20 protein-coding genes and 1 tRNA gene are annotated in these 25,386 nt (G+C 39.1%); 13 read left to right on the top strand and 8 right to left on the bottom strand.

All coding sequences use genetic code 11. The annotated features are described in order from the left end of the window. Window positions 1–48: 48 nt before the first annotated feature. From KBF71_00500 to KBF71_00480, 5 genes are read right to left on the bottom strand one after another with little or no spacing between them, the layout of a single operon-like run. The gene (locus KBF71_00500) at window positions 49–1,041 is read right to left on the bottom strand and encodes an XrtA-associated ATPase (protein MBP9876799.1); all 993 of its coding nucleotides are present in this window, start codon (window positions 1,039–1,041) and stop codon (window positions 49–51) included. A gap of 11 nt (window positions 1,042–1,052) precedes the next feature. Next, window positions 1,053–2,567 (bottom strand): hypothetical protein, encoded by a 1,515-nt coding sequence (locus tag KBF71_00495; GenBank protein ID MBP9876798.1) that lies wholly within the window; start codon window positions 2,565–2,567, stop codon window positions 1,053–1,055. A 13-nt stretch (window positions 2,568–2,580) separates the two neighbouring features. Further along, window positions 2,581–3,702: an AAA family ATPase gene (locus KBF71_00490; protein ID MBP9876797.1), complete on the bottom strand. Its 1,122-nt coding sequence runs from the start codon at window positions 3,700–3,702 to the stop codon at window positions 2,581–2,583. Between the two features lie 3 nt (window positions 3,703–3,705). After that, window positions 3,706–5,271 (bottom strand): hypothetical protein, encoded by a 1,566-nt coding sequence (locus KBF71_00485; protein ID MBP9876796.1) that lies wholly within the window; start codon window positions 5,269–5,271, stop codon window positions 3,706–3,708. A 40-nt stretch (window positions 5,272–5,311) separates the two neighbouring features. Further along, window positions 5,312–5,929, bottom strand: a complete 618-nt coding sequence (locus KBF71_00480) for a polysaccharide export protein (GenBank protein MBP9876795.1) — start codon at window positions 5,927–5,929, stop codon at window positions 5,312–5,314. 116 nt (window positions 5,930–6,045) lie between these two features. Here KBF71_00480 and galE point away from each other — a divergent pair, with 116 nt between their 5' ends. The 4 genes from galE (at window position 6,046) to KBF71_00460 (ending at window position 8,238) form a co-directional block, all read left to right on the top strand. Continuing rightward, window positions 6,046–7,041, top strand: coding sequence for a UDP-glucose 4-epimerase GalE (gene galE, locus KBF71_00475; GenBank protein MBP9876794.1), 996 nt, complete (start codon window positions 6,046–6,048; stop codon window positions 7,039–7,041). Between the two features lie 102 nt (window positions 7,042–7,143). Next, complete coding sequence (locus tag KBF71_00470) at window positions 7,144–7,446, top strand: TIGR02300 family protein (protein ID MBP9876793.1); 303 nt, start codon at window positions 7,144–7,146, stop codon at window positions 7,444–7,446. Window positions 7,447–7,572: 126 nt separating this feature from the next. Continuing rightward, a tRNA-Ala gene (locus tag KBF71_00465) sits at window positions 7,573–7,648 on the top strand. A gap of 23 nt (window positions 7,649–7,671) precedes the next feature. After that, on the top strand, window positions 7,672–8,238 hold the full coding sequence (locus KBF71_00460) for a DNA-3-methyladenine glycosylase I (GenBank protein ID MBP9876792.1): 567 nt from the start codon (window positions 7,672–7,674) through the stop codon (window positions 8,236–8,238). A gap of 7 nt (window positions 8,239–8,245) precedes the next feature. Here the strand turns inward: KBF71_00460 and KBF71_00455 are convergent, their stop codons facing one another. After that, entirely contained in the window at window positions 8,246–9,283 is a 1,038-nt protein-coding gene (locus KBF71_00455) for an NAD(P)/FAD-dependent oxidoreductase (protein ID MBP9876791.1), read from the bottom strand. 145 nt (window positions 9,284–9,428) lie between these two features. Here KBF71_00455 and KBF71_00450 point away from each other — a divergent pair, with 145 nt between their 5' ends. The 5 genes from KBF71_00450 to KBF71_00430 are packed head-to-tail and all read left to right on the top strand — an operon-like array spanning window position 9,429 to window position 13,462. After that, window positions 9,429–9,860 (top strand): Rrf2 family transcriptional regulator, encoded by a 432-nt coding sequence (locus tag KBF71_00450; protein ID MBP9876790.1) that lies wholly within the window; start codon window positions 9,429–9,431, stop codon window positions 9,858–9,860. Beyond that, window positions 9,857–10,222, top strand: coding sequence for a group 1 truncated hemoglobin (locus KBF71_00445; GenBank protein ID MBP9876789.1), 366 nt, complete (start codon window positions 9,857–9,859; stop codon window positions 10,220–10,222). Before KBF71_00450 ends, KBF71_00445 begins: the two co-directional genes overlap by 4 nt. After that, window positions 10,219–11,190, top strand: a complete 972-nt coding sequence (locus KBF71_00440; GenBank protein MBP9876788.1) for a 2Fe-2S iron-sulfur cluster binding domain-containing protein — start codon at window positions 10,219–10,221, stop codon at window positions 11,188–11,190. Before KBF71_00445 ends, KBF71_00440 begins: the two co-directional genes overlap by 4 nt. A 59-nt stretch (window positions 11,191–11,249) precedes the next feature. Then, a complete protein-coding gene (locus KBF71_00435) occupies window positions 11,250–12,344 on the top strand; it encodes a GNAT family N-acetyltransferase (GenBank protein ID MBP9876787.1) in 1,095 nt (364 codons plus the stop codon). Window positions 12,345–12,403: 59 nt separating this feature from the next. Continuing rightward, the gene (locus KBF71_00430) at window positions 12,404–13,462 is read left to right on the top strand and encodes a GNAT family N-acetyltransferase (protein ID MBP9876786.1); all 1,059 of its coding nucleotides are present in this window, start codon (window positions 12,404–12,406) and stop codon (window positions 13,460–13,462) included. Here KBF71_00430 and KBF71_00425 read toward each other — a convergent pair. Beyond that, window positions 13,436–14,101, bottom strand: coding sequence for a hypothetical protein (locus KBF71_00425; GenBank protein MBP9876785.1), 666 nt, complete (start codon window positions 14,099–14,101; stop codon window positions 13,436–13,438). The two genes, KBF71_00430 and KBF71_00425, sit on opposite strands and share 27 nt — an antisense overlap. Before the next feature lie 51 nt (window positions 14,102–14,152). On the opposite strand from KBF71_00425, the gene KBF71_00420 reads away from it, so the two are divergent. The 4 genes from KBF71_00420 to addA all read left to right on the top strand — a co-directional run bounded on the left by KBF71_00420 (window position 14,153) and on the right by addA (window position 23,994). Beyond that, on the top strand, window positions 14,153–15,040 hold the full coding sequence (locus KBF71_00420) for a LysR family transcriptional regulator (GenBank protein MBP9876784.1): 888 nt from the start codon (window positions 14,153–14,155) through the stop codon (window positions 15,038–15,040). 362 nt (window positions 15,041–15,402) lie between these two features. Further along, window positions 15,403–15,831: a tRNA (adenosine(37)-N6)-threonylcarbamoyltransferase complex ATPase subunit type 1 TsaE gene (gene tsaE, locus KBF71_00415; protein MBP9876783.1), complete on the top strand. Its 429-nt coding sequence runs from the start codon at window positions 15,403–15,405 to the stop codon at window positions 15,829–15,831. Next, entirely contained in the window at window positions 15,812–17,554 is a 1,743-nt protein-coding gene (locus tag KBF71_00410; GenBank protein MBP9876782.1) for a phosphotransferase, read from the top strand. The genes tsaE and KBF71_00410 overlap by 20 nt, the downstream gene beginning before the upstream one ends. A gap of 2,870 nt (window positions 17,555–20,424) precedes the next feature. Continuing rightward, entirely contained in the window at window positions 20,425–23,994 is a 3,570-nt protein-coding gene (gene addA / locus KBF71_00405; protein MBP9876781.1) for a double-strand break repair helicase AddA, read from the top strand. Here addA and KBF71_00400 read toward each other — a convergent pair. Beyond that, window positions 23,963–25,117: a VanZ family protein gene (locus KBF71_00400; protein ID MBP9876780.1), complete on the bottom strand. Its 1,155-nt coding sequence runs from the start codon at window positions 25,115–25,117 to the stop codon at window positions 23,963–23,965. The two genes, addA and KBF71_00400, sit on opposite strands and share 32 nt — an antisense overlap. Between the last annotated feature and the right edge of the window lie 269 nt (window positions 25,118–25,386).

The following is a 25,386-nucleotide window of genomic DNA, read 5'->3' as shown; positions in this document are numbered from 1 at the left end:
GATCATAATTTTCCTTACTCTCATGCAACAAAAGGGTCATTTGGGCTCTCAGGATGATTTGGGTTCAAGATGTTCTTTTAAGAAAGTTTCAAAGTTTTTAATTGTTTCTTCAATGGCATTCACTTTTAAAGCCAATTTTTTTGACTGTGACATTGACTTTGTTGTTTTTTTAGCTGGCGGCGATGACTTTTCTTTTGCATTCATTTTAATGGTCTGCACACTATCATCACTTAATTCCGAATTTTGTTCTTGCGCAATACGCTCCACAACCTGTTCAGAAATTTCATCATTCTCCTCTAAGTAAGAAGCAAGTAAAAGTCTTGAACAAAGTGTATTAATGCGTCTAGGGACGCCCCCTGTCACATTATAAATTGCTTTAAAAGCATCATGGGTAAATGACGGTCTTTTTTTCCATCCAACCGTCTCTAGTCGATGAATAATATATCCTTCAGTTTCTTCAGCCGTTAATGGCTTCAGATGATATGATGCAATGACTCTCTGACGTAACTGCTCTAAATCTTTAGAAGCAAGCATTGTCCTTAATTGAGGTTGTCCCATCAAAATAAATTGTAAAGGCGCATGATGCCCTACCTGCAAGTTTGAGAGCATTCGTAATTCTTCAATAGCAGTAAACGGCAGATTTTGGGCTTCATCAACAATTAACAAAACCGTCTTTCCTTGACTATGAGCAGAACGCATAAACTCTTCAAGATGTCGTAAAATCAGATACTTATCATCCCCAATATCCTCAACCCCAAAAGAATAAGCGATCATTTTCAAAAGATTTTCAGGATCAAGATTGGTTGTCACAATTTTACCAACAATAAATTCATCGGCATCCAGATTTGATAATAAATGCTCAATCAAGGTTGTTTTACCCGCACCGACCTCCCCTGTGATTACAACAAATCCCTCAGGATTATGCAAACCAAACGTCAAATGAGCAAGCGCTTTCCGATGCTCAGAACTGTCATAAAAAAAACGATGATCTGGGGTTAATTGAAAGGGTAGCGCTGTAAACCCGAAATATTCGTTATACATTTTTTGTCTCCCTAAAACTGCTTCTCTAAAGATATACTAACATAGTTTTCTCTAATTTTTTCAGCAATTGGTTTTCGTCGTTGAATCACATAATAATAGTCAATAGATACTGTTACTTTTTCTGACACTGTATAAGAATAACCTGTGTCAAACCGCCATGTTTTTCTTGTATCTGATCCCGTTGTGGCATCATTCTCATATGATCCACCTGCACTAAAATCTGCCTTATCAGTCACATTTCTGATATAGTTTAATCGATATGTTTTAATTGTCTCATTCCCGTTCGAGCTTGTGCCTGATGTTGCAGAAGTTGATTTCTGAACCGAAGCAGTTAAGTGATATGTATTACGCCCCTTCAAAATATCCATACCAAGCTCAAGGTCTCGTGCACGAATATTATTACCAAGCCCCTGGAATTCATTCGTGGCCACATTGACAAACTGCCCTGTAAGCGGATCAAAAGAAAGACCTGCCCCAACATTTGTTGAATTTGTTAAATTATTCAATCGCTCAAGGGATTGATTTTCTGTTTGATCTGTGTAAGTTGCGGTTAAATTAACAAAAGGCGTTAACTCGTACTGTGAATTGATATTCCAAGCGTCAGCCTTATATTTACGACCTCTTTCAACCAAGATATCCGAACGACGCCCTTGAATATGAAACCCATAATAATTGTAAAAACCATTCAAATTGCTTACATTTTGACTTGTATCATTGTGATGCTCCCATCCCGGCCTATAAGTCAATGCAAAAGGTCTTAGGATCATAACTTCATTTGCAAGATCTGACGTCCATTCTTTCACAATACGTGTAGGTGTCCCAGCCTGTCTTGTGCGGGAAAAATGATTTGTCAATGTTGACTTGAGGCGACTAAGATTTGATTTTGATCCAATGTTCTGGTCAAAAGAAAAAGTTTTTGTATCAAGTCCACCAATATTATTGGCTGCATCTTTTGATTTGCTCTGAGTTGGGTTTTCTTTTGACTCAGAATATTTAAATCTATTTTCTGATTCTGCCCATTCCCCGTGATGAGTATAAAAAATAGGCGAGATATCATACAAGAAAATAGATGAACTTTGAGAAGGTGTCGAACCTGACCCGCCTGTATCAAGACTCACCCTGTTATTTGCTGTAACGTTATCTCTTGGATTTCCCTTTGAAATCTGTGAATAAGAAGCATTTGCCTCAATATCAAAAAAATTCGGAACAACTGCAAACCAAAATGTTGAAGCCAACTGAGCATCATTACCACTAAAGTCATCCATTCTAAGATATTCTTCAAAAGTATAGCCAACATCGATCGTAAAATCGGATCTCATGGCTTTATTTTCAATAAATACCCTTGGATTGGTTGTTAAAATCGTATCACTTTTTTCCTGACCTGTGGGCGCACTACTCACATTATCAGTATGCGCAACACTAAAATCAATTGAGGGCGTTATATACAGCCTTGCATTAGCCTCTTGCGATAACACAAAAAACTCAACACTCACAAGAGACGACAGAAGCAGGAAAGGATATTTCATTCTTATTTTTTTTTCATTGTACATTTTTTGGTTCATAAGAATAGGTAGAGTAAGTATTCTTTTTTGTTGCATAGCGATGATAGGAACTCATCAATACATCAGAAACTGTTTTCTGAGCTTTGTTAAAAACAATACTTATATTATTACAGAATGATAAACGTCTCAAGCCTTCCTGAATAAGTTTACGCGATGTTTTTTGGGCCTCCACAACATAGATAATTTGTCCAACATAAAGCGCTAGAACAGCCGTTTCACTCGTTGCCAGAACAGGTGGCGTATCAAGAATAATCATCCGGTCCGGATACCTTTTTGCAATATCACAAATTTGTTCTGACATTTTTTTACTTGCTAAAAGCTCCGTTGCTTCATCTCGCTGCTTACCAATCGCAAGTAATGTCAAGTTTGGTATGTTTGTTTTCACAAGAACATCTGAAATATCAAGTTCAGGATTCAGCAATACATCCAGCAATCCCTTCTGATTTTCAACGCCTAGCATATCCATTGAAGATTTATGTCCGTAGTTTGTATGCATGTCACAATCAACAAATAAAACATGGATATCCTTCTCAGAAGCCATACTCATCGCCAAATTAATTGCGGTGAAAGATTTGCCTTCATCTTCAACTGAGCTTGTTACCAAAATCAAATTATTGAACTTATCTTTATTTTTCGTACTGATAAGATCTTTCTTTGCCTCAAAAGCTTTCAAAAGAATGGGTCGTTTAATAAGACGAAATTCTTCAGCAATTGCGGTTCTTTCACCCATCGGGTTAATAATCCCCTCTTCTTGCAATCCCGGAAAATTCAAAAATATCTTTTGAGACTTTGTATAAAAATCATCCTTCAACTCAATCTTAGAAGAAGCACCTTGAGCTTTTGGCTTGGTTGCTTTTTGTTTGCTGGAGCTTTGTAACTCAATCTCAGCATTAGAGTCTATTATTTGTTTTGACTCTACTGAAGCCGCTTTCTTACTCGAAAGGTTCAGACCTAATTTCTCTGTTGCCTTTTCAAGCAATGACTGATCATCTGAAATGCCACTCTCTTGCTTCTTTTTGCCCATTTGTAAGTTGAGTTTTTCAGCAAATTTACTGATTAAGTCTTTTGGCTTATTATCTTTATTATCTGAATCTGACATGTACTACCCCTTTGCAACATCATGAGGAAAATGAGCGCCCGTTGCGCTTAGAATTAAACTAATCAAAAGAAATAAAATACAAAGAGCCACAAAAACGATTTGCATTTTTTTCTCATCGACCTGTTCATGGTGTAAATCCAACATTGACACCGATCCAATCACTAACTGAGCATATTCCTCACGAAGCTGCGCTAAAGATACAAAAGTATTCTCAAGCTCAACTTTTAGATAAGAAACAAGCCCACCACCTCCAATTGCGACCAGAATAACAGCCAGATATAAAGCAAATCTGAGCGGAGCAACTGGGGTTAAAGGCACTGTAGGCGGATCAATAATCCTAAATTGATTCGTCTGGGTCGCAACTGCTGCTTGACCAATCGCAACAGACTCACGTTTTGCTAAAAGATCTTGATAGTTCTTTTCATAAAGACCTAAGTCCCTTACCAAATCAGAATATTCCGCTTCCACTTGTGGAGCCTCAATTGACACCTTCTGCAATTGTTCTAACTGACCCGTTAAGCGATTCAAATCATTCTCTTTCACTGCAATTGCTGTTTGTTGCTCTGCAATTTTTTTACGAATCTCATCAATAACAGGATTAGGAACTTGTTCTACAATAATAGAATCATCAATTTCACCTCTTGATACTTTATCAACAATATCCTTATGTTCCTCTTTTAATTTTTTGAGAATACGGTTTGTTGATACCACATCTGGATGCTCAGGCGTATACTGAAGCATCAGCTGATCAAGAGATTCCTCCGTTTGATGAATTCTATCTTCAAGACTTGCAAGGGTTCCTCTGGGACCACTCTTCTGATCACCAGCCCCTGATCCATTGACAAAAGGAGGCAATGTTTTTTCTTGTTCTTGCATATCTGCAAGTGCTGCCTTTAAACTCCCAAGCTCAGCTGTTATTGTCTGAAAATCTATTCTTGTCTGATCTAATTGAGTTGAATAGGTTTGATTTCCTATATAAATTGCATTTTTACCTTTAAAATCTGCAATTTTTTTCTCAATTTCTTGAATCTTATCTTGATATTGTTTCAGCTGCGCTTCAATAAAGCCTCTTGCATTTTGCGAATCAATTCTATTATCACCAAGATTGTTTTCAACGAAAATATTCAAAAAAGCCTGAACAATTTTTTGAGACAATTTTGCATCTGCATTCCGATATGAAATCTCAAATAAGTTATCACCATTACTCATGATCTTAACATTTTTCATCAAAGCTAAAACCAATGTTTCCATTGACTTGTCATCTGTTATTTCCAGATTTAAATCTGTATCTCTAATAACGCGTTCAATATTTGGCCTTGTCAGCAAAGTTGACTGCATCAACAATGCCTGAGACTTCACATCACTTTCTGCTGATAATCCCTGTAAAAGAGGCTTAAGCAATGTTTCTGTATCAACGTAAATACGGGCTTTAGATTCATAAACATTGGGAATTGATGCCACAATAATCCAACCTATAATACCAACAGCCCAAATTCCTCCTAAAGCCCACCATTTACGTTGCCACATCATTGTGAGAACATTTAGAACCTGTTCTTTAATCTCATCCATCTACTCTACCCCTATGTTATAAACCACAAACAACTCATTCTCAAAAATAGGATTGCGGAATAATCAATATATCACCGGGGAAAACATAAACATTTGCATCTATGTCGCCATCTTTGAGTAAATCGTCTAACTTAACAGTATATTCTCTTTGCTCACTTCCAACACGTCTGACGAGTTTTGTTCTATTACCCGCAGCATATTCTGTAAGACCACCCACATCAATCATCAAATCAAGAACTGTCATATGCTCTCTAAACGGAACTGATTTAGGCTCAAAAGCTTCACCCACAACACGAATCTGCTGATCAAATGGCCCAACAAAACCTGTCACAATCACTGACACAATCGGCTCTTGGACATATTTTGCGAGAACTTTTTCAACATCTTTTCCGAAATGTGTTGGTGTTTTTCCAGCAGCCTGCATGTCATTAATCAAAGGCATTGTGACTTTCCCGTCGGGACGCACAGTAACCGTTGTTGTTAAATCAGGATTATGCCAAACAAAAATATTCAAATCATCGCCAGGCCCTATGATATACATAGGCGATGTTGGTCCCGTCATTTCAGGTCTTGATCCAAAACATCCTGACAACAAAACACACACAGCTAATACTGAACATAAAAGAAACGTGGGTTTTCTAATTCGTGAGCACTTCATTTTTTTTCCTTTTTCTTTTTCATTTATCTTTTTATACTATCCTAACTCTAAATCTTATAAAAGAATGAATAAAGAAATTCCTAATATAATTCTATTTTTTCATACAGGAGACATAAATGAGTAAAACAGTTCTTATAACTGGTGGCGCTGGATATATCGGATCACATGTCCAATACTATTTTTTAGACCAAGGCTTTAAAGTGATTGTGCTTGATAATCTGAGTCAAGGACACTTAAGCGCTCTTTCCTCAGAAACAATCTTCTATAAGGGCGATATTCAAAATACAGAATTGGTTGATAAAATTTTTTCAGAACACTCAATTAGTGGCGTTCTCCATTTTGCAGCCTCTGTCGTTGTATCTGAATCTGTGCAAAATCCTCTCAAGTATTATGAAAATAACTTTATCAATACCGAAATTTTTATCAAATCTTGCCTTAAGCACAAAGTTCAGAATTTTATTTTTTCATCAACAGCCGCTGTTTATGGTATTCCAGATCACAATTCCCCCATTTCTGAAACTGAACCAACTGGCCCCATTTCACCTTATGGTCGCTCAAAACTTATGGTTGAATGGCTCCTAAAAGACTTATCACTTAGCCAATCTTTTCCTTACTGTGCTCTGAGATATTTCAATGTTGCTGGCGCTGACCCTAATCTCCGAACAGGCCAACTCACAAAAAATGCCACCCACCTCATCAAAGTCATTTGCGAAGTCCTCACCAAAAAGAGACCCAAAATTGATATTTACGGATCGGACTACCCAACGCCTGATGGAACCTGTGTCAGAGACTACATCCACGTAACTGATCTTGCAGAAGCACACTACCTCGCCTACCAACATCTTGAAAAAACAAAAGAATCTATCACATTCAATTGCGGTTACAATCAAGGTTTTTCAGTCAAAGAAGTCATCTCTGTCGCAGAATCTATCAGCAATCAAAAAATTGATTTTTCACTGGCACCTCGCCGTGAAGGAGATAGTATTTCATTAACAGCTCAGTCAAACTTGATCAGAACAAAATTAAAATGGACCCCCAAATATCATGATTTGCCAACCATAATTCAATCTGCCTATGCCTGGGAACAAAAAATAAGCCAAAAGACACAATAGAAAAAAATTTATCAATTCAGTTAGTTTTCTTTGACAAATCCAAAAAAGTGTGTAAAAAAGGATGGCATTAATTCAAATTTGTCCAAGTTGAAGGGAACGAGCATGATCAAACAAGAATGGGGTACCAAACGAATTTGCACCGAATGCGGTATCAAATATTATGATATGCAAAAAAAACCACCTCATTGCCCGAAATGTGGTACAGAATTTAATGCTGATTCAATCATTAAGTCTAGAAAATCTAAAATTCCACATTTTGCAGAGGATGCTGACGATATCAACACAGCTTTTGCAAGAGATGATGAACTTCTCTCAACAATCGATGATGGATTTAGCATCAGCGATGAAGACTTTGATGACGAGCCAGATCAATTCATCCCGTCAGATGAAAACGAAGACGAGTGATCTATGCTATATAAATCATACCAAACACCAGATAAAATTATATTATGAGCGAGGAGCGCGGTGTAGTTCACCTACATAAGCGACGAGCGAAGCGATAGAATTTTAAAATGGTGTTTGGTATATATTGGGGCCATAGCTCAGCTGGGAGAGCGCTACAATGGCATTGTAGAGGTCAGGGGTTCGATCCCCCTTGGCTCCACCAAATTTAAATCAGGAATAACAGCGATGCGCGATAAAATTCGCTGCCCTTGGGCAGGACGTGGAAAAGCATTTTATGACGACTACCATGACCATGAATGGGGCGTCCCTGTACATGATGATACCAAGCATTTCGAAATGCTCATTCTTGAAGGAGCCCAGGCCGGCCTTTCCTGGGAAACCGTTTTAAAAAAGCGTGAGGCTTACCGAGAAGCCTTTCATTTTTTTGACCCTCAAAAAGTTGCCAAAATGGAAGATGCAGAACTTGAGGCTCTTTTATTAAACCCAGGACTCATCCGCAATCGACTGAAAATTTTTACAGCACGTAAAAATGCAATTGCCTTCTTAGCAATTCAAGAAGAATTTGGCTCCTTTGATCGCTATATTTGGAATTTTATCGGCGGCAAACCAATTGTCAATCACTGGCAAGACATGAAAGATGTTCCTGCTAAGACAAAAGAAAGCGATGCTATTTCAAAGAACTTAAAGAAACGCGGCATGAGCTTTGTCGGCTCAACAATCATCTACGCTTATATGCAAGCCATCGGCATGGTGAATGATCACCTCACAAGCTGCTTTCGGTATCAGAAATAATCTGCAATTACCCAGCTTGCACCACCGGTTCATCAATCGCATGAACGCCTTTGGTTGTTGAATATTCAAAATGAACCACTTCATTCGGATACATATATTCAAAAGCTGATTTAGCAGCAATCGCCCCTTCTGAAAAGCCACATAAAATAAGCTTCATTTTTCCTGGATAATGGCAAATATCACCAATGGCAAAAATGCCAGGTTCATTCGTTGAACAGGATGCCGGATCAATCACTATATGATTTTTCTCAAGATTCAACCCCCAATCGGCAATTGGACCTAATTTCATCGAAAGTCCAAAGAAGGGAAGCAAAGCATCAGCTTCAATTTTTTTCTCATGCCCTTCTAAATCATAAATCACCACATGCGATAAATGCCCATCCTTACCTTCAAGGCTCTTTAATTGATAAGGAACCACAAAATCAATTTTCCCCTCAGCGACCAATTGATGCATTCTGCTTACACTCTCAGGCGCTGCTCTAAACTTATCACGTCGGTGAACCAAACTTATTTTCTCTGCGACTTCTGATAAAGAAATCGCCCAATCAAGCGCACTATCACCGCCACCAGCAATCACAATTTTTTTACCTCTGAAATCTTCACGCTTTTTCACATAATAAAAAACCGAATGAGCTTCAAAATCTTCAAGATGATCCATGGGTGGTTTTTTGGGGCCAAAAGCACCAACGCCAGCTGCAATAATCACAGCGCCGGCATCAATCTTCTCACCATTCGAAAGAGTCAGAATAAAACGACTGCTCTCTTGTTTTTGTAATTCAACCACTTGAACATTCAGATGAAAATGAGGCCCAAACGGCGCAGCCTGCTCATGTAGCTTTGTAATCAAATCTTCTGCTAAAATAGATGGATGTGCCGGAATATCATAAATTGGTTTTTCAGGATAAAGAGCGGCGCACTGTCCGCCAATCATTTCAAGAGAATCAATAACGTGACATTTGAGTTTCATCATCCCACACTCAAATATTGCGAATAAACCAACCGGCCCCGCTCCAATAATTGCTACATCTGTCTTATGTTCTGTCATTTCCAACCTTACATTTCGTCAATTCATACATCCTCTAACCTAACCCATAATTTTTTCTCTGTCATCTGAAATATGGATAAATTTCTTGACAATCGCTCTAAAACATATATTCTAAATATATGTTTTAATCAGTCTGGAACCAACCATGAATCTCACCAAATTTACCGATTATTCTTTGCGTGTTTTGCTTTATCTTGCTGAATGTCCGGAAACACTCTGCCGCATTACTGAAATCGCTGAGTGGTATGGAATCTCAAAACCTCATCTGGTCAAAGTTGTACACCAGCTTGCACAACTTGGTTATGTAAAATCAATCCAAGGCCGCAACGGCGGGATTTGTCTGAATCAATCACCATTCGAGATTACAATTGGCCAAATTGTACGGCAAACAGAACCCGATTTCCATGTTGTGGAATGTTTTAACAATGCAAAAAATACCTGCCGCATCACAAATACCTGCTCTTTAAAGCATACATTGCATAGTGCAACTGATGCTTTTCTGACCGTGCTGGACAAAACAACTCTAGCCAGCCTCACTCTGACTCAAAACAATCAAATAAGAAAGGAAAGCAGATGACAACTTTATATGAAAAACTAGGCGGTGCCGCTGCCATCGATACGGCTGTTGATATTTTTTATCGTAAAATGCTGAGTGATAATCGTGTGAATTATTTCTTTGATACAACAGATATGGAAACACAAATTGCGAAACAAAAAGGCTTTTTAACCATGGTCTTTGGCGGACCAAACAATTACACAGGCAAAAACATGCGCGATGGTCATAAGCATCTCATTGAACGCGGGCTTAATGATTCTCACGTTGATATTGTGTTGGAGCATCTTGGTAATACACTGAGAGAATTGGGTGCTGCTGAAACTGACATTGAAAAAGTTGCAGCTCTCGCTAACTCTGTACGTAACGATGTGTTAAATCGATGAAATTACATTTTAATGAAAACACCTATAGTTTGCATGAAGGAGAGACAGTTCTTGACTGTCTTTTAAGGCATGATCTCACTGTGCCTCATTCATGCAAATCTGGCGTTTGTGAATCATGCCTCATGAAAGCAACATCAGGATCAATCCCCCAAAAAGCACAGGCCTCACTAAAACCAAACATAAAAAAGCAAAACCTCTTTTTAGCTTGCCAATGCATCCCAACAACGGATCTGGCAATCCAAAACCTAACAGATGCAGGCCTCAATACAAAAGCAACTATTGTTAGCAAATCTCTCTTCACACCAGAAATCATCAACCTCAAAATAAAACCAAACACAGAATTTCAAGCTGAACCAGGTCAATATCTCACACTGATGACAGATGCGTCACTTGCGCGCAGTTATTCCATTGCAAACAATCCAATGCTCGATGGCTATATAGATCTCCATATTCGTCTTCTAAACAAGGGTCACATGAGTCATTGGCTCCAAAATGAGGCCCATATAGGCACTGAAGTCAATCTTTTTGGGCCAACAGGTTCTTGTTTTTATAATCTAGAGAATCAACCAGAAGCCTCAATAATTCTCGCAGGCACTGGTACGGGCCTTGCCCCGCTTTACGGTATTATTAAAGAAGCCTTGCGCAAAGGACATAAGGGCACAATTCAACTTTTCCACGGCGCAAGATCAGCAGAAGGGCTCTATCTTGTCAAAGAATTAGAGGCACTATCACAAGACCATCAAAATTTCATCTACACGCCATGTGTGTTAAACGGCCCTCCTGATAAATCATACCAATCAGGTGATCTTCAAGCCATTTTGCTCGAATCCCTCCCACAGAACAAATCCTCCATCCATTTATACCTGTGCGGCGCACCTGATATGGTGAACCCTTTAAAGACAAAAGCCTTTATGGCCGGCATTCCATCAAAACAAATATTCGCCGACCCTTTTCTACAGGCTAAATAAACCTTGTCTTTTCTGATCATTAGACTATACTGAACCTTATTTTATATGAGGTTTTTTCAATGACTCATTTATTATCTCTTACAACTCATCCTCTTTCAGAAGCCTGTGAGGTTTTGACACACAACCACGCTCCAACTTTCAATTCTCCTGCACATAGAAGGACAAATTTCTGGCTTGATCCCCTCTTGGATAATTACTTAAATCCGGCAAAAGGCGAAACGCTCTGGTTTGAAAAAAACAAATGGATTCAGATCTCTGGTTATAAAGATCCATTCAAAGTTCCTGGAGATCTTGAAATAAGCCTCTCACCGATTGCATTTCTTAGTGACTATTTCAAAATGCATGCTGGGCTGATGACCTATACGCATGAAAAACTCGATACTGCAAATTTACACAGTATCCTGCTAAAAACACCTTATCTTGTGAGCCCTGTTGCTCTCACCGTTCAAGCTATTATTCTTTTTGAACTGACTGAACTTACATCAAAAATTGGCCTTGCCCGCACAATGAATTTTTTAAACCGCGCAGAAACAGATATTTCATCTAGAGGCGTCCGTCGTTCTTATATAAATATCGAAAATGGAAAAGGAGCCATGGGCCCTCTTTTCCCTGTTGTCCAAGAACAGGTCGAGCTTACAAAGTCTTTGCTTAATCATGGATATCAATTGATTGGTGAATTTCACCACCTTTTAAAAAACACCTACGAACAACGGTTTTATAAAGAATTCCCAAACCCAGCTCTTCTTCCAAATCTCACTGTTGAAAACACTGACTTCGAATGGATTCAGGCCTCTCAAGATCAATCTCTACCGCCTGAACAATTTGGCATCTACACCCTGAAAAAAGGAAAAATCAAAGGGGGGCTCTTTTGTCTTCCAAATATTGAGGGTGCTTTTATTCCACATACATACCTTAATACGTTTTGGATAGATCCATCTATTCGCGGAACGGGTCTTGGAAGCAGAATCATCAATCTTACTTTTGACTATTCCAAACAAAGAGGCGCAGAGGTTGTTGAACTTGGTACAATGGATTTTCAGGCCCCGCTTTTTTATGAAAAAATGGGTTTTCAAAAAATACAGACGGATCCAAACATTCTAGTCACCAGAGATGGTAAACTCAACAATGGCTACCTTTACCGGAAATATCTTTAACTGTTGCTTTTTTATAAAAATTAATCTATATTGATATCATATTGCAGCAGGATATTTCAATGACACATTTGTTACCTTTCTCATCAAAAGCCCTTTCAGAAGCCCGTGAGATTTCAACCCATACTCATACGCCAACTTTCGATTCTCCAGCACATAGAAGGACAAATTTCTGGTTTGATCCTCTCTTGGATAATTGTTTAAATCCAGCCCGCGGTGAGACGCTCTGGTTTGAGAAAAGCAAATGGATCCAGATCCCTGGTTATAAAGATCCATTCAAAGTTCCTGGAGATCTTGAAATAACGCTTTCTCCAATTGCTGCGTTTTCAGACTGCTTAAAAATCAACGATGGTTTCGGGCTCTATAATGATGACATGATAGATGAAGAAACAATGTCAGAAATAACGCTTTATACACCGATTTTAGAAGCACCCATTGGTGAAAAATTTCAAGAAGCAACAATTCTTTCGCTTGATCATCTTCTCAAAAAAACGGGCCTTCAGAAAACCATGTCTTTTTTGAATGATCTTGAAATGATCTCACTCAGTAAAGGCGTCCATCGCTTCTATATCAATGTGAAAAAGGATCAAAATAATTTCACAAAAACCCTTCTAGAATATGGCTATATATTGACCGGCTCATTTCATCATTTAAAAAACAACAAATATGAACAGCGTCTCTACAAAGAAATCCCTGGACCAGCCCTCTACCCAGATGCCCCTATAGATATGCCAGATTGCAGTTGGGTTCCTGAAAAGGATGATTCTGACGATCTCCCGCCTGCTAAATTCGGTATTTTTATTCGTAAAAACGGATATGTAAGAGGTGGGCTCTTCGGAGAAATCCATACAGAAAATGTTTTCATTCCTCATGCTGATATTGATCTTTTCTGGATTGATTCTACGATTCGCGGCACAGGTTTCGGTACAAAAGTCATGAATTTTGCTTTTAAACACTTAAAACAAAGAGGCGCTCAAGTCGCAGAATTGAGCACAATGGACTATCAAGCACCCCTCTTTTATGAAAAAATGGGCTTTTCAAGAATCCATACCGATCCAAAAATCGTCAAATCGCGAGATGGAAAACTCAACAACTCATACATCTACCGGAAGGTTCTTTGAAAGAACATACAATTCACGTATTCGTCCATTATCAGTTCTATATAATTCGATAGTCTCGATTTTAAAATCTGTATTCTCACAGTATTCTAAGATCTCGTATTTTTGTGGAAAATAGCCCTCTGTTTTTCCCCAATTTTCTTCCAGACACATCCTTTGACCTGATAAATATTGCCCATTTTGATCTCCTTTAAACAGAGGTAAATCAATAAATACCTTCTGAGAAATAATCTTATCCAAATGTTTAATCAACAAATCCTGTTCAAGCTTATCAAACTCTAATAAGAATGAGAAACTAAGAATTGCATAATCATGTGGTTCACTAAAATTCAGAATATTCTCATGTTTGATTTGCACTATTTCACATTGCCTAAATTTTGCATTTAAAACAGAAATTTTTGATGCTGCATATTCAACCGCCGATATTAGATGAAAAGATTTATTTTTCAACAAATAGTCTACAACACGACCTTCACCAGCACCGCAATCTATAATGCAGGATGACTGCTCAAAATCGATAAATTTGAATAGAAATTCAATATCAATATTATTACTTAGACCAGCGTTTTCTGCTAAACACTCCGTGATAAAATTTTCTGGGGACAAGTCATAAAAAAATCTGTTATCCTGATTTGCGCACATAAAGTTTTTACTTCTCAAAATTAATATTAAATTATCACGATGAGTTCATGTATGACCCTATCATTCGATCATCTTAAAGCATTCTTCTACGCCGTCAAGTATGGGAGCTTAAAAAAAGCATCACTCTACCTAAACATCAGTTTATCAGCTGTTAGTAACCAAATTATTTTGCTTGAAAAAGAACTTTCACTCAAACTCATGATTAGAAATAAAGCTGGCGTTAAATTAACTGCTGATGGAAAAAAGCTGTTCGATCGTATAAAAAATACAATTCCCGATTTACAAGCAGTCTCAGAACTTTATGTACAAGATGATACAATCTCAGGCGATATTGTTCTTGATACATGGCCAGGCATCGCCGCCTTTGCAATTGCCAATCAAATTAAAGATTTCCTTGATAATTATAAAAATGTCAGATTAATTATAAAATGCAGAAACGCTGATGCACCTTTTGAAGAATGGCATTCTGATGTCTCTATCAGACCTTATGTTGAACAGAGACCCGATTTGCAACAAACCCTCTTATTTGGTGTCAATTTTCACTTATATGCCTCAAGAGCCTATTTAGAAAAATACGGCCACCCTTATGAATTTAAAGATCTTGATAAACATCGTCTTATCAGCGCATTTGACACGATTGACAGCACTTTAAACAATGAAACTGATTGGCATTTAACGATAGGCACTGACAAAATTCGCAAACCAACTTTTGTTGTCAACTCATCTATCGGGATCTTACAAGCAATCAATGATGGGGTTGGTATTGGAGCTCTGCCAACATACTATAATCCTGAAAACCAAGGACTTATCCGCCTATTTCATGAAGTCGAAGCTCCCACAATCAATTTTTATTATATTTACCCAGCCTATTTACAAAACATAAAAAGAATCAAACATCTAGAGAAGTATCTCAAACAGACTCTAACTCTAAACACCTAAGTGTACTCAACTCAATTTTTAATCCTGATTTTAAGATCAAAATTAAAAAAATCTTGACTTTCGCAGAAAAAAGCGATAGGATCATAAGTATAAGGCTTAGAATAGCTTTATTCGGAAGGGAAGTTATGTCCTCCAGCATAAAACTCCTTAAAAGATCCGATACATTTTCTTAGGAATGTTATTCCAGTTTCATTCCTAATAGATATCGATTCCAGTCATATCTTAATTAAAGGCTACACATAGATGAGTGTGGCCTTTAATTTTTTAAAAATGTCTTGAAGGATGGGCATGGACCCCTTACCATGGCACCTAGAGGCGCCACCATGAAAAAAATTGTTAAACATATTCATTCTTTATCAGACATGCAAAAATTTGCACAAGGACTTGCACAGCTCTTGCAACCCTCTGATTTAATTGCACTGAATGGACCTCTTGGTGCGGGAAAATCAACTCTTGCCAGACTCATTATCCAAAGTCTAGACCCAAAAATTCATGAAGTCCCAAGCCCTACCTTTAGCCTTGTTCAGACCTATCACTTACCAAATCTTACCCTTTGGCACTTTGATCTTTATAGATTAAATCATGCTGAAGAACTCTATGATCTCGATATTGAAGAGGCTCTTAAAGGCGTAAGCCTTGTTGAATGGCCTCTGCTTATTGATCAGATTCCATTGCCTTTTGAAAAATTGACTCTCACCTTAGCCGTTGGTAAAACCGAAGAAGAAAGAGAAATGACCATCACCTGTAGTCCTGATTGGAGGAAAAGACTCAATGACAAAGCCCTCATTTGATCTCTCAAAAATAGAAGCCTTTTTCCAAGAAAGCCCTTTAAGCTACAAGGCCTTTGCAGCTGATGTATCAGCAAAACAATTTTGGCAATGTATAACAGAAAAAGGGGCATCCTACATTCTACTCCTTGAATCTCGAAAGCAGGATTATGAAGCAACGCTCTTTATAACACAATTACTCCATCAAGCAAAAATCAAAGCGCCGCAAATCTATGCGCATGATAGCAAAGAACAGCTTATTCTCTTTGAAGATCTTGGCACCTATCACCTTGGTCATGCTTATTATGAACAAGACCAAACCCCTCTTTCTACTTTCTATCAACAAGCAACTGAGCTGTTGATACAATCACGCCAGATCGACATCACCCATTGCTCGTTTCCCTTACCGCTCTATCGTCATGATTACTTTGAAAAGCAAGCTCAATTACTGATCGACACAGCTGCTCCTATCGTTCTGGGTCATGACCTACCCTTAAAAGCCATAGAACTTTATAAAGAGATTGTTTCTCAAATTTTAGAGCAAATAAACTGTGAGCGATCAACCTTTATCTTCCGAGATTATTTTGCAGATAACCTCATGATCAAAGACGGAGAAACCTATGTTATTGATTTTCAAGATGCAGGTATAGGCCCCCTTGGATATGATTTCATCTCCCTAATTGAAGATGCAAGGTATGATGTCCCAGCTGATATAATAAAACATTGCGAAGAGCTTTACTGTGCTTCTCTTTCTGCTGAAGATTGCGCTATCTATAAACACCAAAAAGAGTACATCAAAGTCATTCGTCATTTACGCATTCTATCCAACTTTCTCACACTGACCACAAAGGGTAAAAGCGGATATTTAAAACATCTGCCGCGCGTTCTCTCTCACCTTGAAAAATTATTCAAACAAGAGTCATTTTTTGCTCTTAAAAACTGGTTTGACACATATCTGCCTTTTTCATCCATCCGCGTCTTTATCAAAAAACACAGGCCTATTGATCAAGCCATGATCCTAGCTGCTGGTTATGGCAAAAGAATGAGGCCTCTCACAGACCATACGCCTAAACCGCTACTGCCTCTCAATGGCAAACCTATTCTTGACTACATCTGTAATCTTTTAGTTCAAAATAAAGTAACCCAGCTCTTTATCAATGGCCATCATTTAGCCGATCAAATCAAGGCCTATGCTGCACATCAAAAAGAACAAAGGCGCTTTCAAACAGTTGTTTATTCGCATGAAAATACAATTCTTGAAACGGCTGGCGGCGTTCAGAAAATGTGCCAATTCTTGACCGAAAAAGATGCTCCTTTTTTCGCTCTGAATGGCGATCTTTACTTTGAGCCTTTACCTGATCAGACTTCCTTACTCGATCAAATGAGACAGGCATGGGATCCAGAAAAAATGGATGTTTTGCTCTGGCTTGTTCCGAAAGAAAAATGCTTCTTTCTTGACGGGAAAGGTGACTACTTTCTGAATGAAAAAAATCGCCTCACGAGAAACTTAACAGAGGCTGAAGCTCCTTATTTTTATGCTGGTATTCAAATTCTCTCTCCGCATCTTTTCCCAAATACACAAGAAGAAAAATGCTATTCTAACTTAGAGATTTGGGACAAAGCACAGGCTGAAAATCGCCTCTTTGGACTTATCTATGAGGCTGAATGGTTTCATATTGGCACCCCAGAAGCACTCAAAGAAACAGAGCAATTAATCGTTCAAAGACAGAAACAAAAGGCTGCATAAGATGAGTCTTTCAGATCAGATCCTTACTATCCCTATTGACAGGCCTTTTCTCTCTGATTTGATTCAAGGGATTTTTGAACGTTTTGGAAAAAGACCTTCTGATCTAAAAGATTTAACAATTGTGCTCCCAACACGCAGAGCTTGCAGGGCTCTCAAAGAAGCTTTCTTTGATGAGGCGCCTCATCAGTCGATGATTCTGCCGCGTATCTTGGTGCTGGGAGATCTCTCAAACGACGATATTCTACCGCTCATGGCGCATCATGATTCATCTTCTGGCATTATGAATCAACTGCTGACATTACCAAATGGCCTTTCGCCTTTTCGCAGACATTTGATCTTAACGCGCCTTTTGGTTGAAGCAAAGGAATATGTTCCCTCAACGCTTCAAGGACTTCATCTGGCTGAAGATCTGTCTGCCCTTCTCGATCAAATCTATGCAGAAGAACACAATTTTCAAAATCTCAGTAAATTGGTCCCAGATAATTTTGCAGCGCATTGGCAAGTCACATTGCAATTTCTACAAATTCTCACACAGGTCTGGCCTGAGATTCTAAAGGCTGAACAAGCCCTTGATCCCATGGATTTACGTAATCAACAATTTCGCCTCATCGCAAAAGAATGGGCAAAGGCCCCGCCTCAAAAACCCATCATCTTTGCTGGTGTGAATCTTGCCTTAAGCTCTGCTGCTGATATGATTCGATCAGCTCTTTTATCTCCCTCTGTTTGCCTTGTTCTTCATGGACTCGATCAAATTTCTTCTGATGCTTATTGGACAAAAATCAGAGAGGATCATCCTCAATATTTGCTCAAAAAATTATTAACGCACTATGAAATCGATCGCACAAACATTGCTCATTTCTATCATGCCGAGCCTCCATCACAAACAGATCGCACTCTGCTTTTAAGCGAAATTTTCAGGCCTGCTGAAGAAACACATCTCTGGAAAAATCTCAAAAGCAATCCATCCTATCAAGCTGCTTTTAACAATAGCCTCACCGGCTTGTCTTACATTGAAGCCGACCACCAGGAGCAAGAAGCACAAATCATTGCCTTACTTCTTAGACAATTTCTCCATGAAAAAACACAAGGAAGTGCTGCTTTTATCACGCTTGATCGATCACTCGCAAAACGTGTTCAAAATCACCTCAAAAGATGGAACATTTTCATCGATGATTCTGCAGGTTCCTCACTCTTCCAGTCAAGCCTTGGCTCTTTTATGCTTTTAATTTTGACTTACATAACAGATCAATCTAATCCTGTAAAATTGATGGCGCTCTTAAAACACCCTCTCTGTCACATGGGGATTAATAAAGTTAAAAGGCATCAGCTCATCACAGATCTTGAATGTTATTATCTACGTGAACATGAATATGAGTGCAACTTGCCATTACTTATCAACTTATCTGAAACACTGAATCCAGAACTCTCAAAGTATTTAGAGAAACTTCTCCAAAATCTGAGCGAACTGAATTTCCATCTCACCAGACAAAATGAGAGTGTTAAAACACTGCAGTTATGGATTAACCTACACATGACAACTGCCGAAAAACTAGCCCAAACAGCAGATGATACCTGCGCTCTTTGGGAAGAATCAGACTCAGATGAACTTGCTCATTTTTGGAGTGATCTTGCAAATCAAGCGGATGTTTTTGGATCGATCGAGATCGATGATTATGCGGCCATGATGTCTTATTTTTTTAAGAAACACACCATTCGCCCAAAAAGCACAATGACGCCTCGTCTTTCAATTTTAGGCCCTATGGAAGCAAGGCTTCAAAGCTTTGACTTTGCTATTTTAGGTGGCCTCAATGAAGGATCATGGCCTCCGGAAGTCACAGGCGACCCCTGGATGTCACGACAAATGCGCGCCGATTTTGGCCTTTCTGCACTTGATCAAAAAATCGGGATCTCAGCTCATGACTTCTCCCAGCTGTTCTCAACACCTCAGATTGTCTTAACACGCTCAGCGAAAATTGGAGGCACCGTTGCTGTTCCTTCTCGCTGGATTTTAAGAACAGAAACCTTGCTCAAAGCCTTTCATCTTGACAAAAAACTTACCTCTCAAACTGCACACTGGAAAGCAATTGCAAACAGGCTTGATCAATCCGATCATTTTCTGCCCATTGACCAACCCAGACCAACGCCTCCTGTTTCCATGAGACCAAGACGACTCTCTGTCACTGATATTGAAAAATGGATCAGAAATCCCTATCAAATCTATGCTCGTCACATCCTGAAATTAAAGCCTCTCAAAAAACTCGAAATTGATTTTGAAGCAAAAGACAAAGGCGATATTTTCCATCAAGTCTTTGAGGAATGTCTGAAAACATTTCCCCAAAGTTTGCCTGCAGATGTTGGTGTTTGGCTCCATCAAAAAGGCCTTGAGGTTTTTGGTGAGAAAATTCATAACCCGCGCATTCGTTTTTTCTGGTGGTCACGCTTTGAAGAAATTGCAAGTTGGTTCATCCAAACGCAAAGAGAAAGGGAAGCCGAAGGTTATCAAGTCGCCTTGATCGAAGAAAAAGGGCAAATGATTTTCAACACAGCTTTAGGTCCTTTTCACCTCGTTGGTAAAGTGGACCGTATTGATTTACTGCCCGATAACTCATACGAAATCATCGATTATAAAACAGGGGCACCGCCGACAAAAAAAGATGTTGAAGCTGGCTATTCACCTCAATTAACACTCGAAGCTTTGATGATCGAGCATAAAGCCTTTCCACTCGAATCACGCCCTGTGAGTCTTTGCACCTACTGGCAATTAAAAGGAATCCAACATATTGTGAAAATCAATAAAGTTCTCACGGGTGAAAAAGTGCGCCAAAGTCAAGAGGAGGCCCACCAAGGACTCATTGCAATGATCACACACTATGAAAATGAAAGCACAAGCTATATCGCTTATCCAAACTTTGCGATTGCTGGTCGTTATGATGATTACAGGCACCTCTGCCGCATTGAGGAATGGTCAACACATCATACGCCAAAAAAGATGGAGGCTTCCATCAATGCTTAATGTCAATCCTAACCATTTCCAGAAACGTGCCTCAAACCCACATCAATCTGTCTGGGTGAATGCCTCGGCCGGATCCGGAAAAACAAAAATTCTGATCGACCGTTTTTTAAGACTATTGCTCTTGGGCGAACCAGCTCAGAAAATTCTCTGTCTGACTTTTACAAAAGCGGCGGCGGCTGAAATGGCGCTCAGAATCCATCAAAAAACAAGTACCTGGACCATTTGCCCTGATGAAAAACTGATCGCAGAACTAAGCGATTTACTCGATGAAACCCCGTCAGATGACATGATTGCAAAAGCAAGACAACTTTTTGCGATCATTCTTGATGTCCCGGGCGGTCTTAGAATTCAAACAATTCACAGCTTTTGCCAATCCGTTTTAAGGCGTTTTCCGCTTGAGGCGTCTTTATCGCCACACTTTGAGGCGATCGATGAAATAGCTGCGCATGAATTGGTTCAGCAGGTTTTTGATAGTCTGCTTACAGATGTCTCACAGCATAAAATGGATGGTCTTTTTACACAAGCCTTTCAGTTTTTACTAGCCTATCTTTCAGAAGATCATTTTGAAGATCTCTTTGTCTCAATGCTTGATAAGAGGGAAGAGATTCTCGCTTTTGCCTATCATGATGAGGCGGATTTTGAGCGCATTGCCTCTCTTTATCTTACAGAATTGTCTTTAAATTCTTTTCAAACCGAACAGGATTTAATCAACCAATTTATAGCAGATCGACAAGCTGATATTGACTTTTGGCGCTCCCTCTACCCAAGTCTTAAAGAAGGCGCTAAGACAGATCAAAAAAACGCGCTCATCATTTCAGCTTGGTATCAATCTGATGATCAGCATAAGGCAGATCTCATCAACGATTATTGTTCTGTTTTCCTGACAAAAGATGGCGAACCACGCAAAAAAATTCTAACGAAGAAAGTTCTTGATCAACATCCTGAGGCTGACGAAGTCATCGCGCGCCTCACAGAGTCTGTTCTCAGCTTTCTAGATAAAAAGAAAAAGAACCATCTGTGTCTTGCCTCAACCTACTATGTGATTTTTGCAACTGAATTTTTAAAACGATACCAGCATCTCAAAGATCAACAAGCTGTTCTTGATTACCATGATCTGATCGCAAAAACAGCAACTCTTCTTGGTGCTGCCGATACAGTTAGCTGGGTTCTCTACAAACTTGATGGCGGAATTGACCACCTGCTTGTCGATGAAGCCCAAGACACAAGCCCTATTCAATGGCGTGTTATTTCATCGCTTGTACAAGATTTTTATACAGGCGAAAGCGCCCGATCAGTCAACAGAACTTTATTTGTCGTAGGTGACGAAAAGCAATCCATCTTCAGCTTTCAAGGTGCTGATCCTTATGGTTTTTTTGCCATGAATCAAAAATTTTCTCATTATGCACAGCTTTCTGAAAAGGCCTTTGAAAATATTCGACTGCAAGTCTCATTCAGATCAAATCAAACAATTCTTGATTTTGTTGATCATGTCTTTAAACCAACTGAAACGCTGCAAGGTGTTTCTCTGAGCGGTGATGAAATCAAACATTTTGCTTATCGCACCGATGCCCCTGGCTCTGTTGAACTTTGGCCTTTGATCACCTCTATCCCTGAAGCTGATAACGATCAAGAGAATAAAGAAACATGGACACTGCCTCAAGCGCATGAATGGACGATTCCTCCTACCAGACAATTGGCCGAAGAAATTGCTGATGATATAGCAAATCGCCTCAGATTAGAAGATCATGTCTCCGCTAAAAACAGAATCATCAAACCTGGCGATATCATGATTTTACTGCGTCGTCGGAGCCATTTGCTTTTGGATATCGTACGGGCTTTAAAGAAAAAAGGCATCCCGATTACAGGCGTTGACAGGCTTTACCTCCACAATCAGCTTATCGTCAAAGACATGATAGCTGTCTGTGAATGGGCTTTGTGTCCGGAAGATGATCTAACACTTGCTGTCATTTTAAAATCACCCTTCATCGGCATTAGTGAAACGGATCTGCTAAACCTCTGTGCACATCGAAATGGCACACTCTGGGACATGCTTCAGCAGCATCATACAACCTATGCTAACTACCTACAACAGCTCCTTGATGATTCAAAAACCTTAAGTCCTTTTGAGTTGATTGCCTCTCTTTTACAACGTGAATGTCCTGCGAATAAAAGATCAGGACGCAGAGCCATCCATCAAAGAATGGGCTCAGAAGTTGATGATGCTCTTGATGAGCTTTTATCAATTATCCTCACCTATGAAGGTCAACATATCTCTTGCTTACAATCTTTCACCTCTTGGATGAAATCGATGACTTTTGAAGTCAAAAGAGAAATGGAGCAAGTGGAAGATCGCGTCCGGATTATGACCGTTCATGGATCCAAAGGGCTTCAAGCTCCTATTGTGTATCTGCCTGACACCTTCCGGACACAACCCCAATCGAAAAAAATTATTTGGACAAATTCAAAGAATCCACTGCCCTTTTTCTTACCCAAAGCAGCTGACGGTGATGACCAAACTGATCTTTTCAAAAATACAATTCGCTTGAAAGATAATGAAGAATATAAACGTCTGCTTTATGTTGCATTAACAAGGGCAGAAGATCGGCTTATTATTTGCGGCATTCAAAGCCCCAAGCAGCAAGAAAACAGTTGGTATCACTATTGTTATAAAGCCATGGAAGAAATCGGCTCCACCTTCAACTTCATGCCATACAGGCATCCTGAAGCCTTTATTGGTCAAGGATATAAATTTGAAAATACAATGGTAGCGCCCATTGCTATCTCTGAAACGCCTTTCATCCATTCTCCTATTACAGATACAGTGACCACACTACCATCTTGGATTGATCTTAAAATTGATGACACACAAAATGTCAAACGCCTTGTAAGGCCTTCTGAAAAAGAGTCCAACAGTTTTATCACAGATGGCAAAGGAAATATTTCTCAGCAGCTCATCAAAGGGAAAATCATGCACCAGTGTTTTGAACTTTTTCCTTTCTTGCCTGAAAAGGATTGGGGCACACTTTTACGCAAGATCTCAATGCAATTTGGAGGAGCTGTCTCTTTGGAGCTTGAAGAAGATCTCTTGTTCCAGATCCGTAAAGTCATACAAGATCCAGTCTTCCAATTTTGCTTTAGTGACAAGGCGCGTGCGGAGGTTCCTCTGATTGGTCATCTCACATCAGAAAACATCTATGTCTCAGGGCAAATGGATCGCCTCATTGAGACAGATGATGTCATCTACTTTATTGATTTTAAAACAAGCCCTTATGTGCCTGCTAGCCAAGAGAAGATCCCGTCATCCATCCATTACCAAATGAATTTATATAGAAAGCTTCTTCAGCAAATTTATCCTGCCCACACAATTAAAGGAGCCATTTTATGGACAGCGGGTCCTAAGCTGATGTTTTTGGAGCAAAGCGAATAATCTGATTTGTCTTAGGTGTTAGATAATAGATGATCACAACCAACAGCGGATCGGTAATTTCAGGCGTATGTTCTGCACTCATAAAGATTTGCAAAAATTCTATCCCGCCTACAATAAAGCTAGCCGCCATCAGCGCTGTAAAAGGCTTCAGAGGGATATCCCATAAAATTTTCAAAAGACCACCATACAGAAACAATTTCAAAAAGAGGTTGAGAAAATTGACCTCAATGCTCCCAGTCAAAAATCCTGAAAAAGGCACAAATGAAAAAGAATGATAATGCATTAACCACTCAAAAGGATACAGAAAATAAAAGACCAACATTGCTGTAAATAAACACACCAACAAAGCATGATGTGCTCTCACATAAGCAGCGGATCCAAACCACAGAATCATCGCCACAATCGCACCCAAAACTTCATTGATTGAGATATCAACATCAATGAAAAAGATCTGCAAACCAAGCACAATATAGACAAAGAAAACATAATAGAGTGTGGGTTGTTTCATACTCGATTTATGGAACAAATACCCTATCAAATAGACCGAAATTGTATTGCCAACAAAACTCAATATTTCAAAATCCGGATTGAGTAACAGGGGCTTCAAACTATCTTTCATATTTTGCCAATCAAAGGTTGGGATAAAAGGGAATAATTTATAAGAAACCCATGAGCTTAACAAAACCATGATGAAGATATCACTTGCACGCAGTTCTGTATGGACAGATTCAGCATGTTTTTTAAAGATGAGGCCACCAATGTAACCCATAATACTTCCTGCTAAATTCACAAGAGCATCACCAAGACCTGGTATTCTACTCGGCACATAGATCTGCAAAATTTGAACAAAAATCGCAAACATAAAACCAAAGCTTAAAAAGACAACGGCATAGACGAAATCTGGCAATCTTTTCCCTGACGATGATCTTAAAAAAGGCCCAATAAAACCAAAAGGTAGAAACAAAAGAACATTCTGAAGTAAATCTCCTTTGCTATATCCTGCAAGGGTTGCAAAAAAAACAGAAATTTCCATATCTGACTTAATCACAGGCATCGAAAAATCAAATGGATACAATGATCCATAGGCAATTAAAAACATCAGAATGATCAGAATTTTTTTCATCAGCTTAACCTCTGTTATTTAGTCAGAGACAGTTGCATCATAGAGTTTAAATAGAAATTTTAAAAACCGTCATTCAGAGTCACCCCAACAAGGGGTGACGCCTGTCTCACCGAAGCTTTAGCGTAGGAGGATGGAATCTCATCTTCTCTAACACGTCATGCTGAATTCATTTCAGCATCTCCAGATCCTGAAACAAGTTCAGGATGACGAGGTAGTTAGGTAACGGACTCCATCAGCCTACGCCGAGGCTTCGACCTGACAGGCGCGCC

It is taken from the genome of Alphaproteobacteria bacterium (assembly GCA_018063245.1).
Classification (GTDB): domain Bacteria; phylum Pseudomonadota; class Alphaproteobacteria; order JAGPBS01; family JAGPBS01; genus JAGPBS01.
The sequence above is the reverse complement of the archived record's forward strand: the minus strand, read 5'-3'. Positions and strand labels throughout refer to the sequence as shown.